13 protein-coding genes and 1 tRNA gene are annotated in these 14,557 nt (G+C 55.1%); 7 read left to right on the top strand and 7 right to left on the bottom strand.

Going from position 1 to position 14,557, the window contains the following annotated elements; translation table 11 throughout:
* The first annotated feature begins 8 nt into the window (after positions 1-8).
* Together tolR and JL015_RS04705 are read left to right on the top strand one after the other, a co-directional pair.
* On the top strand, positions 9-455 hold the full coding sequence (gene tolR / locus JL015_RS04710) for a protein TolR (RefSeq protein ID WP_201017628.1): 447 nt from the start codon (positions 9-11) through the stop codon (positions 453-455).
* Complete coding sequence (locus tag JL015_RS04705; RefSeq protein WP_201017627.1) at positions 452-1,258, top strand: energy transducer TonB; 807 nt, start codon at positions 452-454, stop codon at positions 1,256-1,258. Before tolR ends, JL015_RS04705 begins: the two co-directional genes overlap by 4 nt.
* Positions 1,259-1,278: 20 nt before the next feature.
* Here the strand turns inward: JL015_RS04705 and JL015_RS04700 are convergent, their stop codons facing one another.
* The 3 genes from JL015_RS04700 to JL015_RS04690 form a co-directional block, all read right to left on the bottom strand.
* Positions 1,279-2,271, bottom strand: coding sequence for a FecR family protein (locus tag JL015_RS04700; protein WP_201017626.1), 993 nt, complete (start codon positions 2,269-2,271; stop codon positions 1,279-1,281).
* 121 nt (positions 2,272-2,392) lie between these two features.
* Positions 2,393-2,905: a sigma-70 family RNA polymerase sigma factor gene (locus JL015_RS04695; protein ID WP_025259719.1), complete on the bottom strand. Its 513-nt coding sequence runs from the start codon at positions 2,903-2,905 to the stop codon at positions 2,393-2,395.
* Between the two features lie 158 nt (positions 2,906-3,063).
* Entirely contained in the window at positions 3,064-4,689 is a 1,626-nt protein-coding gene (locus JL015_RS04690) for an NADP-dependent glyceraldehyde-3-phosphate dehydrogenase (protein WP_201017625.1), read from the bottom strand.
* A gap of 161 nt (positions 4,690-4,850) precedes the next feature.
* On the opposite strand from JL015_RS04690, the gene JL015_RS04685 reads away from it, so the two are divergent.
* The 3 genes from JL015_RS04685 (at position 4,851) to JL015_RS04675 (ending at position 7,664) form a co-directional block, all read left to right on the top strand.
* Positions 4,851-4,926, top strand: a tRNA-Asn gene (locus JL015_RS04685).
* 580 nt (positions 4,927-5,506) lie between these two features.
* The gene (locus JL015_RS04680; protein ID WP_201007295.1) at positions 5,507-6,808 is read left to right on the top strand and encodes an Nramp family divalent metal transporter; all 1,302 of its coding nucleotides are present in this window, start codon (positions 5,507-5,509) and stop codon (positions 6,806-6,808) included.
* A 361-nt stretch (positions 6,809-7,169) separates the two neighbouring features.
* Positions 7,170-7,664, top strand: a complete 495-nt coding sequence (locus tag JL015_RS04675; protein WP_201017624.1) for a hypothetical protein — start codon at positions 7,170-7,172, stop codon at positions 7,662-7,664.
* A gap of 130 nt (positions 7,665-7,794) precedes the next feature.
* Here the strand turns inward: JL015_RS04675 and JL015_RS04670 are convergent, their stop codons facing one another.
* Together JL015_RS04670 and JL015_RS04665 are read right to left on the bottom strand one after the other, a co-directional pair.
* Complete coding sequence (locus tag JL015_RS04670; protein WP_201017623.1) at positions 7,795-9,369, bottom strand: sensor domain-containing diguanylate cyclase; 1,575 nt, start codon at positions 9,367-9,369, stop codon at positions 7,795-7,797.
* 196 nt (positions 9,370-9,565) lie between these two features.
* Positions 9,566-10,441 carry a LysR substrate-binding domain-containing protein gene (locus JL015_RS04665; protein ID WP_201007285.1) on the bottom strand — a complete coding sequence of 292 codons (876 nt, stop codon included), beginning with the start codon at positions 10,439-10,441 and terminating at the stop codon, positions 9,566-9,568.
* 137 nt (positions 10,442-10,578) lie between these two features.
* Here JL015_RS04665 and JL015_RS04660 point away from each other — a divergent pair, with 137 nt between their 5' ends.
* Positions 10,579-11,004, top strand: a complete 426-nt coding sequence (locus JL015_RS04660; RefSeq protein ID WP_025259725.1) for a VOC family protein — start codon at positions 10,579-10,581, stop codon at positions 11,002-11,004.
* Between the two features lie 92 nt (positions 11,005-11,096).
* Here the strand turns inward: JL015_RS04660 and mqo are convergent, their stop codons facing one another.
* Positions 11,097-12,734 carry a malate dehydrogenase (quinone) gene (mqo, locus tag JL015_RS04655; protein WP_201017622.1) on the bottom strand — a complete coding sequence of 546 codons (1,638 nt, stop codon included), beginning with the start codon at positions 12,732-12,734 and terminating at the stop codon, positions 11,097-11,099.
* A 914-nt stretch (positions 12,735-13,648) separates the two neighbouring features.
* Between mqo and JL015_RS04650 the strand changes: the two genes are divergently transcribed.
* The gene (locus JL015_RS04650; protein WP_201017621.1) at positions 13,649-13,951 is read left to right on the top strand and encodes a putative quinol monooxygenase; all 303 of its coding nucleotides are present in this window, start codon (positions 13,649-13,651) and stop codon (positions 13,949-13,951) included.
* Positions 13,952-13,957: 6 nt separating this feature from the next.
* Here JL015_RS04650 and JL015_RS04645 read toward each other — a convergent pair whose 3' ends face one another.
* On the bottom strand, positions 13,958-14,452 hold the full coding sequence (locus JL015_RS04645) for an Lrp/AsnC family transcriptional regulator (protein ID WP_201007281.1): 495 nt from the start codon (positions 14,450-14,452) through the stop codon (positions 13,958-13,960).
* Positions 14,453-14,557: the final 105 nt, after the last annotated feature.

Below are 14,557 nucleotides of genomic sequence, written 5' to 3'. Positions count from 1 at the left end.
GACTTTCCATGCTGGTCAAACCTCAACGCAAACATGGTCCGAAAGCCGAAATGAACGTCGTACCCTATATCGACGTCATGCTGGTGCTGCTGGTTATTTTCATGGTGACCGCGCCGATGCTGACCCAGGGCGTGAAGATCGAACTGCCGAAAGTTGCCAGTGAGGCGCTGCCCACCGACACCAAGCAGCGCATCGTGACCTTGTCAGTCAAGGCCGAAGGCGGTTACTACTGGAACCTCGGGGAAAACGTCGACACCCATTCGCAGACCGATACCGCTGCCAGTCTGGAAGATATGCAAGACCGCATTGCCCGACTGGTGGCCGAACGTGCAGATACCCAGGTATTCATCCGCGCAGACGACAAGGCCGATTATGGGCGGGTGGTTGCCGCCATGGCCGCTTTGCAGCATAGCGGCGTGACTCATCTGGGACTGGTGACAGAGGCCCCGCAATGACCACCATGACACTGGAATTCGAGTCGTCTGGCTCCAGCGCCATGGACTGGAGCAGGTTACGTAACAACGGGCTGGCTGCTGCCATCGCCTTTACTCTGCATGGCGCGCTGCTGGGCGGGTTGATGTTCGGCTGGAGCATTCAGGAAAAAACGCCTGAACCCGCCCGAACGATCACCACCCAGTTGTTTATCCTGCCGCCCGAACCGGCACCTGCCATGATTGCCCCTGCGTCGGTCATTGAGCCTGCGGTTGAGCCAGTGCCCGTTGCCAGGCCCATCGAACCCGCCAGGCCACAGATCGATACACAACGTCAGGCCCGCCAACTCGAACAGGCCGCACTGACGCGCAAGCGCGTCGAAGAGCAAAAGCGCGAGCAACGGCAACATGCCCAGGAGGCCGAGCAGCAGCGTCAGCAGGAACAACAGCGCGTGGCGCAGCAGCAGGCCGAGCAACAACGCCAGGCCGAACAGGCCAGACAAACCGCTGAACGCGCCCGCCAGGCCAAGCAACAGACGGCAGCCGCCGCCGACAGCAGCCAATACCAGCCTCTGAGCAAAGAAGCCCCCGACTATCCCCAGCGCGCACTGGACAAAGGCATCGAAGGCGACTGCACCGTTATCTACGACGTTTCCCCTCAAGGCCGCGTCGTCAACCCACAGGTTCAAGGTACCTGTCATCCGCTGTTTATAAGGCCATCAATGACCGCAGCGGAAACCTTCCGGTATCAGCCGAGAATTGTGGAGGGAAGGGCGGTGACGGTTTCGGGGGTGAAGAATACGTTTCATTACCGGATCAGTCAGTAAAGCAGTGTTCCGTTTCAAAACTACCGCGAGATCACCAGCACCCAAGGTCCCCAGCTTTCAATCTTCGCCCCATGGGGCTGCGCCATTGCACGCAATGCGGCCTCGGGGTTGCTGGTGTCGTACACGCCGGTAATGCGTTTCTCGGCCAGTTGCGAGTCTTTCAGCCAGAGGGTGCCGGGCAGGTAGCGGCGCAGTTCGTCCACTATATCGGCCATGCGGGCGTTGTCGGCGACTAGCTGGCCGTTACGCCAGGTGGCGATGCGGTTGGCAGGCAGGGTTTGCAGTTTTGCCTGGCCGGTGCTGCGGTTGAAGTCCAGTAGCTGGCCTGCGCTCAGGCCTGGATTCAGGATTCGGTTTGAACCGCGCTCAATGACCTTTACTGAGCCATGCTGTACGCCAACTTCAATATTCTTCGCTTCCAGATCGACATTGAAGGCTGTGCCGGTGACGGTCACGTCGAGGTCTTGTGCGCTTACATTGAAGGGCTTGCTGCGATCAGGCTTGACCTCGAAAAAGGCTTGCCCGCACAGCAGGCGAATATCGCGGCGGGTTGCCGTGAATTCAAAGGCAATGGCGCTGTTGCTGTCGAGCACTGCGCGGCTGCCGTCCGGCAACTGGATTTCGCGTCGCTCGCTGGCGGTCTGGAAGTCCGCCTGCAAGGCAGTATTCAGACTGGGAGCCACGGCAGCCACGAGGCAGGCAGCAAGCGCTCCGCCTACGGCCCAACTCAAGGTGCGTCGGCGTCTTGGGCGGGCGACGAAAGGTGCGGGTGGTGCAGGGGCTGTCGCTACAGGTGGAACCGGAGGCCATTTATGGGCTGTTGCCGGAGTAAGCTGGCCGGTCAGGCTCCAGACACGTTCGGCCTTGAGCAAGGCTTCGGCATTTTCCGGTGCGGCCTGCAGCCAGTCCTGAAGCTCAGCCTGCAAGCGAGCATCGTCGGGCCCCTGCCGGACACGCATCAGCCAATCCAGGGCAATATCCAGACGAGCTTGGCGAGGTTCGGCTTGCGGCATGTCCGGCAAGACTCCAGCTGTAGAAAAGGCGTGAGAGGGTCGCACACTATGGCTCCCTTCTGCAAAAGACGTTTGGCTCGTGTTTTTTTTCAGATTTTCCTGAAAATTCTTTGAACGGGGCTCAGCCATTGCCTCGCTCCAGCCAGGCTGCGCAATGACTCAAGGCATCATGTACCAACTGGTGAGTCAGCCCGACCGAGATACCCAGAGCTGCTGCGATCTGTTGCAGGGTGTAGCCACCGAGACGATGCATCTCGAAAGCCATGCGGGTTCGCTCCGGTAATTGTGCCAGGGCATCGGAGACTTGTTGCAGCTCATCATGGCTGACCGCTTCCTGCTCGGGGGACGCAGTAGCGGCTGGTAGCTCCGCCAGCAGGGTGTCGCCGTCGGGCTGGCGTTTTTCGGTCGCAATACTGCGTGTCAGGTCCAGGGCCAGGTTTCGTACGATTCGATACAGATAGCCGACCGGATGGTCGATGGTGGTGTCTTGATTGGGGCGACCATTGAAACGCAGCCAGGCTTCCTGGACCACATCTTCGGCGCGAGCACGGCAGCCTACGATGGGCGCGGCATAGTCCACCAAGGCAGAGCGATGCGCCATATAAAGGTCGAGTTTGCTGGCGGACGAATCCACGGAGGTTAGTGCTCGTATCGCGTGGGGAGGTGCGACATGTCCTGCCCGAAAGTGGGCATGCTACCTGTTTTCGATAATCATTATCAAATGCGATTTATGTCTTTCTGCCACTGCATTGTCAGGGGCGCAGCCTTGCACTGCGCCCCTGATTCCGGACTTCAGAAGATATAGTCGGTGGTCAGGAAGCTGGACTCCCGGTTACGGATGATGTCGCTGATCAGTGTCTTGTTGCTGTCCTGGAACTTGGTCGCTACCAGCGTACGGATCGAGAACACGCGCAAGGCATCGTGAACCGACAGGGTGCCCTCGGCGGAATTCTTGCGGCCATTGAACGGGTACTGGTCCGGGCCTCGCTGGCATTGGGCGTTGATATTGATCCGGCCCACCTGATTGGCAAAGGCATCCACCAGTCGTCCGACCTGGGTAGAGTCATTGCCGAATATGCTCAGTTGCTGGCCGAAGTCGGAGTCGAGCACATAGTCGATCACGGTTTGCAGATCCCGATAAGCGACTACCGGCACGACCGGGCCGAACTGTTCTTCGTGGTAGACGCGCATGTCCGGTGTCACGGGGTACAGCAGGGCAGGGTAGAAGAAGGTTTCGCTGAAGTCTGCGCCGCCTTCATTGACGACCCGGGCACCCTTTGCGGTGGCGTCGACAACCAGGCCTTGCAGGTAGTCAGTCTTGCCTGGCTCCGGCAGTGGCGTAAGGGACACGCCAGGCTCCCAAGGCATGCCGGGCTTCAACTGTGCCAGCTTCTGCTGGAATTTCTCCAGAAAACCATCCACCACATCCTCATGGACGAAGAGGATCTTCAGGGCTGTGCAACGTTGACCATTGAAAGACAGCGAACCGGTCACCGCTTCGTTGACGGCGTTATCCAGATCCACATCGGGCAGCACGATGCCGGGATTTTTTGCATCCAGCCCCAGCGCGGCACGAAGGCGGTGAGGACGGGGATGCAGCTTTTTCAGGTCGCTGGCGGCCTTGTTGGTGCCGATAAAGGCAAAGATGTCGATCTTGCCGGTGGCCATCAAGGCACTGACCGTTTCCCTGCCGCGCCCGTAGATCACATTGATGACCCCGGCCGGAAAGCTGTCCCGGAAGGCTTCAAGCAGCGGACGAATCAGCAGCACGCCGAACTTGGCGGGCTTGAAGACCACGGTATTGCCCATGATCAGGGCCGGAATGAGGGTGGTGAAGGTTTCGTTGAGCGGATAATTGTAAGGCCCCATGCACAGCGTCACGCCAAGCGGTACACGACGGATCTGGCCAAGGGTGTCCTGTTCCAGCTCGAAACGACTGGAGCGGCGGTCCAGTTCTTTCAGGGCATTGATGGTGTCGACGATGTAATCGCAGGTACGGTCGAACTCCTTTTCCGAGTCCTTGAGGTTCTTGCCGATCTCCCACATCAGCAGATTCACCACGGCCTGGCGTTGTTCACGCATGCGTTTGAGGAACGACTCTACATGCTGAATGCGCTCCACCACACGCATCGTCGGCCAGCGACCCTGGCCACGATCATAAGCCTGAACCGCAGCATCGAGTGCCGTCATGGCCGTTTCTGCATCCAGCAGCGGCGTACTGCCCAGAATCACCGACTCAAGCCCCGTTTCACTTCTCAGACAAACCGGACTGCGCACCGGAGCCAGAGGCCCTTGCCATGATTGCAGTACACCATTGACCAGATATTCCCGCTGCTCGATGGCCGGGCCTGTACGGTACTGCTCCGGAATGTCGTCAGCGGTGGGGAACAACGTTTCAAGACGGTTAGCCTGGGTCATCTCGTTCTCCTTTCTGTGATAAGCGTTGCGGGGGCAAGCGAACACACTACGCCACAGCAAACCCACGACGAAACCCTGCGCCTGCAAATGACTGTTTATGCTCAATATTTTTTCAAGGGGATGCTTGACTTACCTATTTTAATCAGTAAGATAGCTCTCATTCCGCGATAGCTCAGTTGGTAGAGCAAGTGACTGTTAATCACTGGGTCCCTGGTTCGAGTCCAGGTCGTGGAGCCAGAATTTTTTGATGTAAATCAAGGTCTTGCGTCGTTTCTGCTGAAAGCGCATACCAATGACAGCTGATACGTCATTGGGCTTTCAGAAGTAAAAACGTCCAAGACCTTTTTTTATATCTGAAAACAAGGTCGCACTCCCTATTCTGACGATCCGGCGCCGTCTCTAATCAATCGATTCAGAGGCGTGCATCATGAGAATCGTATCCATCTTCAGGTGCTTTTACGCAGTCAGCCCCCTCACAAAGGCAAGTCCTGTAGGGTATTGGCGTTTGCTTTCTGATTCGCTTTTCAGCCATCGCTTCAAATGATGCCTCGGCCTTTTCTGTATTTTTTGGGGTGTGGTCACCGTTCCGTCCGAGGATCACCCCGGTTGCGTGTTGTTGCAGCTCTTCCAGTAATGCATGCACACGACCCGCATGGCTTCACGTGCCATAAGCACTGAGAAACCTTCATCAACTCTAGCTGACACCCTGGGATTGAAATATCTAAAAACACATTTTCTTCAGAAGTGTTGTACGACGTCTAATGAGTTGTGTTCGACTGCTATGGATCTAACAAAAACAATAATGGAGACATCCTCTATGGCAAGCATTCCTTCCGTTGAAGGTCAGGCATCCGGGCGCGCACAAAATCGATTTACACGAATGCTGAAACTGCTGGGGCCGGGCATCATTGCCGTACTGTCCTGGCTAGGTGCAGGTGATCTGATTACGTCGTCTGTCGCAGGAGCGAATTACGGTTACGCGATGATGTGGGTGTTGGCGGTTTCTCTGCTGTTGAGATACCTGATCGTAAACATCATTGCTCGCTTCCAGTTGTGCAACAACCAAGGTATGACAATCCTTCAGGGTTATGCGCAACTGAATCCCTTTTTTGCCTGGTTCATGCTTGTTTATGCCTTGCTGATGGGGCATTTGATGAATGCCTACATGATCAAAGGGGCAGGTGAGTCGCTGGCGATGCTGTTCAAGATCGACCACCCATTGCTCTGTTCGGTAGCGGTGGTGCTGGCTGTATGGATGCTGGTCGGTCGCAACATCTATTCAATGATCGAAGGCGTGATGAAGTTGTTGTTGGCTGTCATGACCCTGGCCTTTATCGCCTTGGCTGTCATGTCCGGCCCGGATGTTGTGGGTATCGTCAAAGGCACCATTGGTTTCAGTATCCCGCCGGATGAAGGTGTGCATGGCGCGCTGCTGGTTGCGGTATCGGTGATCGGCGCGGTTGCAGGTTCCATTGCAAACTTCGTGCATCCCTATGTCATGCGCCAGAAGGGCTGGGTAGGGCCGCAACACAAGCGTGTTCAGCGTAACGATTTATTGTTTGCCGTGTGCGTCGGGATCGTCATTAACCTGGCCATCTGGATTGTCGGAGCAGAAATTCTGCGGCCAAACGGTATCGAGGTGAAGACCTTGGGTGACTTGGGCAAGGCGCTGGAAATGTTCTTTGGCCCCGCTGGTTGGTATGTGTTCTTTATTGGCGTATTCGCGACTCTGTTCGCCAGTATTTCAGGAAAAACCACTGCATTCCCGATGTTGATTACCGATGCGTTCCAGCATGTCAGGCCTGCTCGTCGCGAGAGGTACGGTAAAGAGTTTCACCATGACCCCATGCATAAGTGGTTCATGCTGTTCATTCTGGTAACGCCATTGATCTGGTCGCTGCCTGGCATGCCGGATTTCGTTACCTTGACCATTGGGGTCAGTGCGCTGAACATCATTGGTTTGCCGGTCATTTCGCTGGGCCTGTTGATCATGTCCAACCAGAAGTCGCTGCTGGACAAGAAATATCGCAATAACCTGTTTGAAAATATCGCATTGTTCTTCGCAACATGCCTGGCGCTCTGGGTCGCTTTCCAGCTGGGTGTCGACCTGTTTACCTGATACTGAGTCGCCGAGGAGGCTTATTGCCTCTTCGGCTCTCGGCTGCTTTGATCTTGGCCAAGGTGGCACGCATGCTGCCCATATGCACCTGCGTTATACGCTTGCTTCAGCAGCCGATATCGTTCGTGTAACGTACCCGTGATAGTGGTGCATGAATATCAATTTCAGGAAGTTGTAATGCACTTTTCAAGCGGACGCATGGCTGTATTGTTGTGCCTCATATTTATGTTGTGTGGCTGCGTAACCAAAGATCTTTAGTCATGAGAACCGACAGCGAGTCAAAACCGTCTGGCTCTCCCCGGTAGAGTTTTCGCCGCAATATTTTCAGTTCAACAGTATGACTCAAGCCTGGGAGGCGGGTGTGAGTGCAGGAACCAATGCCGCCGCAGGTACTTCTCTTTATCCGATGGTTCTGTCCACCACGAGTCAGTCTCCCGCACAAGCCGGGATCACCCCGAGAGAAGCCATTCTGCTCAACATGCAACGTAACGGTATTGATGTTGGTGCCATGCTGCGTGATCGCTTCAAAGCAAGAATTGCGCAGGAGAAGCTCTTTGTCGTCGTTGCAGATGAAGCGGGTGCAGATGCAACAATCGAGTTGAGAGGCGGCCAATGGGGAGTGTCTTTGGTCAACTTCAGCAAAGAGCTTTATCCGACGATGGGCGTCGTCGCTGTCATGAGGCGTGGCGATGAGCAGATATGGCGTAACTTTGAAACCATCACCGCAATGAGCGCCGGTAATGACAAGGCATTTACTCCAGAAAGGTATGCTGCTGACCCCGAGGCACTGCGTTCGGCGTTCAATCGTGCTATCGATCTGCTCACTGGCAAGCTGATGGCGGATCTAAAGCAGTGATCCGGTTCGGGTGATGATACAGGGGATGCATTTTCTCGCTGTCGCCAGCTCTGCATCCCCATGAAATGTATGCGTGTCCCCGTGCCTGCACTGTTGCTGGTTATTGGTCGTGAACTATGGATGACGGCCCTTAGGCCCCTACAACCCGGTTGCGCCCATTCTTCTTGGCGTTGTAACTGGCCATGTCGGCAAGGCTCAGCAGTTCTTCGGCGCTCAGGTCTTTCGTCCAGGCGGCAAAGCCGAAACTGGCGGTGACGCGGCCAGCGACATCGATTTCATGATTAGCTAATGCCTGGCACAGCATATTGGCCAGTTTTTCGGTGTCTGCATGTGAGGTAAGCGGGCAAAGGATTGCCAATTCTTCGCCGCCGATTCGGCAAAAAATATCGCTGGAACGCAGGCGCTGGCGAATCAGTGTGCAGACTTGCTGCAATACGGTATCGCCCACTCCATGGCCGAATCGATCATTGATTGATTCGGCCATGGAGTGGTCCAGGTCAAATGTGATCAGCGAGAAAGGGGTGGCGTAGCGTTTACCGGTGTCCACCAGTTGTTCCAGCGAACTTATGAAATGGCGGCGGTTATAGATGCCGGTCAATTCGTCAGTGACGGCTTGGGTTTGAAGTTTTTCTTCTCGGTCCTTGAGTTCGGTAATGTCACTGAACGAGCCGTACCAGATGAATGTCTGGTCCGGCTGGCGTTCGGCATGGGCATCTCCGCGCAGCCAGCGCACGCCTTTAACGGGTAGCACTACGCGGAAATCACACATCCAGCCATCGCCGGTTTCCACTGATGCCACAGAAACTGCCCTGATCAATGGCAAGTCGTCGGGATGCAGGCGCTTGAAGAGTGGGTTATCGGAGAAGTTGGCACCGATGACTGCTTCGGCACTCAACTCGAAGATGTCTTCAATGCTGGGGCTGCAAAATGAAAAGTAACCGTCACCAGGCGCTCGCAAATGAAACTGATACAGCATATTCGGGATGTGTTGAGTCAACTGCGTAAGCAGTGCCTTGCTTTTCTGGACACTGTTGAGTAATTCGATTCGCTCGCTGACGTCAATGATTACGCTGATGTGTTCGACTTCACCGCTATTTGCGTCGCTGAATCGCGCGTGGCGCAGTTCTCCGGTGAACTGGCTGCCGTCTTTGCGCCGATAAGTCCATTCGGTTGGTTTGCTGACTCCGTTGTCGTCGTTGGAGAGCTTGCGAATGAGCTGTTTGTCGGTCAGTGCAAGAAGGGTGGGGTCGGTTAGCAATTGTCGGCGTGCATCGATTTCTTCCTTTACATAAAGCATCTGAACATTGTTGCGGCCAAGCATCTCCTCGCGGTTGAAGCCGAACATGGCCTGGGCACCATCGCTGAAAAGCTTTGTCTCTCCTTGCGCGTTAGTCGTGACGACGGCAACCTGGGTGGCGGCATTGATCAGGTTGGTGATGCGTGCATTCAAGAAGCTGATCTGGTTTTTCTGTGCAATCAGTTCGTCGAACTGCGCCTGCGACTGCTTTTGGCGCAGGCATGTGGAGACGCACAGGCTGCCCAGAAAAAGTGTTTGAATGATCAGGGCGAGTTCGATGTAACTATTGGCCGGGTACTGGTCGGGAAGCCAGATCAAGGCCAAAGTAATGCCTAGGCTCAGCAACAGACAAAACGCCAGCCCAAGAAAAAAAGCTTTGCTTTTAGGGCGCTGGACCGGGGTACTCATAAACACCTGCAAGATGACCTGGAAGGCTGTCAGAGCACATGCCCTGCTGGAATCGCGGGAAAATATCTGTAAAGCATAAGGAAAACCAGTGGGTTAATCGTTTCAGTTTGTGTTTTTTACGGCAGATATCTACAGAGTCTTTCGACTTACAGGCTTTTTGAAGAAAACCGGTTCTTTTCTGAAGAATTGTCGTGGTTTATCTACGCACCTGCACCAACCCCTCCACCAACTCAATCAACAACCTCACCGGCTCGCTCAAGCTCTCCCTGGCCCGATGTACCAACCCCACATCGCGATGAAACGTGTGCGCGCCTAAATCCAGTGCCCGCACTTCGGCGGGCCATTGCCGGTGGTCGGCTGTCTGGGGAACCAATGCCACGCCTACGCCATTGGCGACCAGTTTGATGATGGCTTCAAGTTCATCCAGCTCGCAGGCTTCGCGCAGGGTGAAGTGCATCTGGCGCAGGAAGCGGTCGACCTGTCGGCCGCCGAACGAGGTGCGGTCGTAGCGGATCAGGGGCTGGGTGGACAGCAGTTCGGCCCAGTCATCGCCGGGCAGGTGGTTCGGGACGATCAGGCGATAGGGTTCGCTGGCCAGAGCGGTCCAGCGCAGGTCGCTTTGCAGTGCGAAGGGTGGGCGGATGATGGCCGCCATGTCGATTTCGCCGGCATCCACCAGGTTAACCAGTTGCATGGATACACCCGGTATGACGCGGGTGCGACATTGAGGCCATTGGCGGTGGAAGGCTGCCAGTGCATCGGGGAGCAGTGAGCGCTGGACCGAGGCAATTGCGCCGATATTGACCAGTACGCTCTCGGGTTGTCCGCTGGCTGTCGAGCCAAGGTTGTTGTAGAGGCGGATCAGTTCCTGGGCTTGCAGGAGGGTCTGATGCCCCATTCGATTGAGCTGTGCCGAGCGGCCCTTGCGATCAAATAGCTGATAGCCAAGTTCGGTTTCGAGACGTTGCATCTGTGCGCTGACGGCAGCCTGGGTCAGACCGATCCGGTTTCCGGCGGCGGCAAAGGTGCCTTCTTGTGCGACCGCGACAAGGGTTTTCAGCTCACGAATCATTGATAAATCTCTTTTGTCAGTCTGAGAAATATATATTGATTTTATTGTTGAGTCGCAGCTTCTATGATTTCTCCAGCACTTGAACAGCCGCAAGCAAGCCCTTGCGGTTGATAAAAACCAAAAGCCTGGAGTTTTCGATGAGTCTTTCTCCCTTTCACCTTGCGATCCCCGTCTACGACCTTGCGGCTGCGCGTTCCTTCTATGGTCAGGTTTTTGGTCTGGAAGAAGGGCGCTCCAGTGATCACTGGGTCGATTTCAATTTCTATGGTCACCAACTGGTGATTCACGAAGCGCCGAAGAACGCAGTGCAGGAAAGTGCGCATAGCAATCCGGTGGACGGGCATGACGTGCCTGTTCCGCACTTTGGCATCGTGTTGCAATGGGAGCAGTGGGAAGCGCTTGCCGAGCGTTTGAGGTCGTTCGAGACTCGTTTCGTGATCGAGCCTTACATCCGCTTCAAGGGGCAGGTGGGTGAGCAGGCGACGATGTTTCTGCTTGACCCTTGTGGCAACGCACTGGAGTTCAAGGCGTTCAAGGATATGGGGCAGTTGTTCGCGAAGTAGGCGTCAGGAGGGAAGGTAGGGGAGGCGGTAAAGCGGTATTTCCCGGCTACAGAAAAAAGCCCCATCAAACCAGGTTTGATGGGGCTTTGGCATTACAGCGCCATATCAGTCGCTGCGTTGCTTTCGCGTGGCTTGGCAGGTGTTGCTGCCGGAGCCGGTGCTGCAGCGCCAACAGCTGGAGGTGCTGGCAGTTGCAGGATTTCGCTGGTGTAAGCCCATTCCTTGGCAACCTGATCAGGATGATCGTTCAGCTTGGTGCCGTAGCTTGGGATGATCTGGTGCAGCTTTTCCTGCCAGGCAGGGGTTGCAACCTTGTCCTTGAAGATCTTCTCCAGAACGCTCAGCATGATCGGAGCTGCGGTCGATGCACCTGGCGATGCGCCCAGCAGGCCGGCAATGCTGTTGTCCTTGGAGCTGACAATCTCGGTACCCAGTTTCAGGACGCCGCCTTTCTCTTCATCACGCTTGATGATCTGAACGCGCTGACCTGCCTGCCACAGACGCCAGTCTTCTTTCTTGGCGTTAGGGAAGTACTCTTTCAGGGCTGCGAAGCGATCATCATCGGACTGCATGAGCTGGCCGGCAAGGTACTCAACCAGTGGGTATTCCTTGATGCCTACCCGGGTCATTGGCCAGACGTTGTGCAGGGTGGTGCTGGTCAGCAGGTCCAGATAAGAGCCTTCTTTCAGGAACTTCGTGGAGAAGGTCGCGAATGGGCCAAACAGGATAACGCGCTTGCCATCCAGTACGCGGGTGTCCAGGTGAGGAACCGACATTGGAGGTGCACCAACCGAAGCCTGACCATAGGCCTTGGCCATGTGCAGATCGGCGATCTGTGGGTTTTCGGTCACGAGGAACGAACCACCAACAGGGAATGCACCGTATTCCTTGGCTTCAGGAATGCCGGACTTCTGCAGCAGGTGCAGTGCACCACCGCCAGCACCGATGAACACGAACTTGGCGTCGGTTTCGGTTTCCTTGCCGTCTTTCAGGTTCTTGTAGGACACGCGCCACGAGCCATCAGCATTACGCTTGATGTCTTCAACTTCGCTCGACAGTTGCAGATTGAAGTTAGGCTGGTTCTTCAGGTGGCCCACGAACTGGCGAGTGATTTCGCCGAAGTTCACGTCAGTACCGATCGGAGTCCAGGTAGCCGCGATCTTCTGGTTCGGGTCACGCCCTTCCATCATCAGCGGAACCCACTTCTTGATCTGCTCCTGATCTTCGGAGTACTGCATGGCGCTGAAGAGAGGGTTGACCTTCAGTGCTTCATAGCGTCTTTTCAGGAACGAAATGTTCTTGTCGCCCCACAGGAAGCTCATGTGCGGGGTGTAGTTGATGAACGAACGCGGGTTTTTCAACACACCGTTCTTGACCTGCCACGCCCAGAACTGGCGGGAGATCTGGAAGGATTCGTTGATTTCGATGGCCTTGGAGACGTCGATCTTGCCATCTTTTTCTGGCGTGTAGTTCAGCTCGGCCAGGGCAGAGTGACCAGTACCGGCGTTGTTCCAGCCGTTCGAGCTTTCCTGTGCGACGCCATCAAGACGTTCAACCATTTCGATCGACCAGCCTGGCTCCAGCTCATTGAGCCAGATACCCAGGGTCGAACTCATGATTCCCCCCCCGATGAGCAAAACGTCTACTTTTTTTGCTTCAGCCGCATGCAAGGGCATGAGACCCATCGACATAGCCAGGCCCAGCAGAGCCGTGTTCATTTTCTTCAACATACTGTGATCCATATGATAAACGCCATCCGCTCTCTACTTCTGTTTATGGGAGCCATGGCGTGTCGCATGCTATGCCGCATGCGACAAACTCTCACACCCACAAGGACTAGAGATGGACATACAAGGCCAATACAATAACGCTTTAGACCTCACTTTTATGTCCTCCTGCGCTGACTTCTTATCATCATTGGCTTCAGCGGCTTGAGTGACACATAGTTCTGTTGGTACGGCTCTCGTGCAGAAAAGACATCTGCCTGCACTCGCAAGCCATACCCATCAGCTTCCTCACGGAGTTGCGACGCCTGGTCGGTACGCATAGACACGTCTGGGGTGTCTTTGTCCGTCATCAAGGCTGCCGCGACATGCTACGGTGACCTGCGTGTCATAAGCTCACCATCGTCAGATCTGGCGAGCGCGCGCATGCTGCCATGTTCTGTCAGGCTCTCCAAGTCGGCGATGACTCGGCATTTTCGCATAATGTGAACCTTTGGTGCGAGTTGCCATCACGTTCTAGAGCCTTGTCCTGCCTGTCCTGTCGAGCCTGATGTAATCCAGAAAGCGCTTTTTGGGAGCCGTTAACCTGAAAATGAGAGCGTTTTCCTGCCATTGATAGCAAGCTAAATATTACAGGATGTATCCAGGATTAAGGCCTGATCAGCGAGATTGACCCGTCACACAACGACGTTTTCCCTCTTTTCGGGCATCTGAAAGCACCTGACTATCTTGTTTTCGGCCTGTCTGGCCCGAAGTTTAGGGGCGTGACCTCTGGCGTGAATGGCTTATTGATGAGTCGAGTTCATGAGTGCATTCGGCTGAACCTTGTAGTCATGAAGCGGCTTGATCGTTAAGTTCGCTACCGGGATAGAAATCAACCACCTGAATGCATGGCTCGGGTTTCGCGGGAGAGTGCTGTAATGCATATCAATGCCATGAATGCATTGGAAATTCGTTTCATCGAAGACACGGACCCGTTTTTCGAGAGCCGTGTGAAGCTGCACATTGCCCAGCTTCAGGGCGCGCCAGGATGCCTTGGGTATGCGCTTGGCCGAAGCGCCAATGAGGATTGTCTGTGGATTCTGAGCGGTTACTGGGCAAGTGCTTGCGACATGACGGAGCATTTCAGCGGCGCAGCCATGTCGGCGTTGATCAATTCCCTGATCGAGTGTGGCGCGAACCTGACGTTTGTCAGCTTCGCCACTCCTCAGGCTGAACATTGAAGCGGGTTATCTAGGTTCTGAGAGCGTCAGCCCGTTGGGCGGCAGCGGCAGGGCCGTCTTGTAAAGCACCTGCTTGAGGGCAAAGCTGGAGCGGATATTCGCGACCCCCGGAATCTTCGACAGGTGATCCAGAATGAAACGCTCCAGGTCCTGAATGTTGGCCACCAGAATGCGCAGCAGATAATCGGCATCGCCGGTCATCAGGTAGCACTCCATCACTTCCGGGCGATCTGCCACGGCCTGTTCAAATAGCCGCAAGGCGCCTTCGACCTGTTTTTCCAGGCTCACATGGATGAATACATTGAGATGCAGGCCCAATACCTGAGGGTCCAGCAGCGTCACTTGCCCCTTGATCAGGCCCGCTTCCTCCATGGCCTTGACCCGATTGAAGCAGGGCGTAGGTGAGAGATTTACCGAACGACCCAGGTCCGCATTGGTGATGCCAGCATCCTGCTGCAGGGTGTTCAAAATGCTGATATCGGTCCGATCCAGTTTTTTCAAAAGAATAAACCTCTGTGAAAACGTGATTTTGCAGAGATTACATCTTTGATCCGTTCGATTGATAGCAAAGAAGGGAGAAACTTTCTCCCGATACGCCAGTTAAAA

Origin of the sequence: Pseudomonas cichorii, from assembly GCF_015471405.1 — a bacterium.
GTDB classification, from domain to species: Bacteria; Pseudomonadota; Gammaproteobacteria; order Pseudomonadales; family Pseudomonadaceae; genus Aquipseudomonas; species Aquipseudomonas serbiensis.
This window is presented reverse-complemented; position numbering and strand designations above follow the sequence as displayed.

What these genes read in the sequence shown, in the direction of transcription:
- JL015_RS04700 (WP_201017626.1), bottom strand. Translation starts at nt 2,271, where the DNA reads ATGCCGCAAGCCGAACCTCGCCAAGCTCGTCTGGATATTGCCCTGGAT.
- JL015_RS04660 (WP_025259725.1), top strand. Translation starts at nt 10,579, where the DNA reads ATGAGTCTTTCTCCCTTTCACCTTGCGATCCCCGTCTACGACCTTGCG.
- JL015_RS04705 (WP_201017627.1), top strand. Translation starts at nt 452, where the DNA reads ATGACCACCATGACACTGGAATTCGAGTCGTCTGGCTCCAGCGCCATG.
- JL015_RS04690 (WP_201017625.1), bottom strand. Translation starts at nt 4,689, where the DNA reads ATGACCCAGGCTAACCGTCTTGAAACGTTGTTCCCCACCGCTGACGAC.
- JL015_RS04670 (WP_201017623.1), bottom strand. Translation starts at nt 9,369, where the DNA reads ATGAGTACCCCGGTCCAGCGCCCTAAAAGCAAAGCTTTTTTTCTTGGG.
- JL015_RS04665 (WP_201007285.1), bottom strand. Translation starts at nt 10,441, where the DNA reads ATGATTCGTGAGCTGAAAACCCTTGTCGCGGTCGCACAAGAAGGCACC.
- JL015_RS04680 (WP_201007295.1), top strand. Translation starts at nt 5,507, where the DNA reads ATGGCAAGCATTCCTTCCGTTGAAGGTCAGGCATCCGGGCGCGCACAA.
- JL015_RS04650 (WP_201017621.1), top strand. Translation starts at nt 13,649, where the DNA reads ATGCATATCAATGCCATGAATGCATTGGAAATTCGTTTCATCGAAGAC.
- mqo (WP_201017622.1), bottom strand. Translation starts at nt 12,734, where the DNA reads ATGTTGAAGAAAATGAACACGGCTCTGCTGGGCCTGGCTATGTCGATG.
- tolR (WP_201017628.1), top strand. Translation starts at nt 9, where the DNA reads ATGCTGGTCAAACCTCAACGCAAACATGGTCCGAAAGCCGAAATGAAC.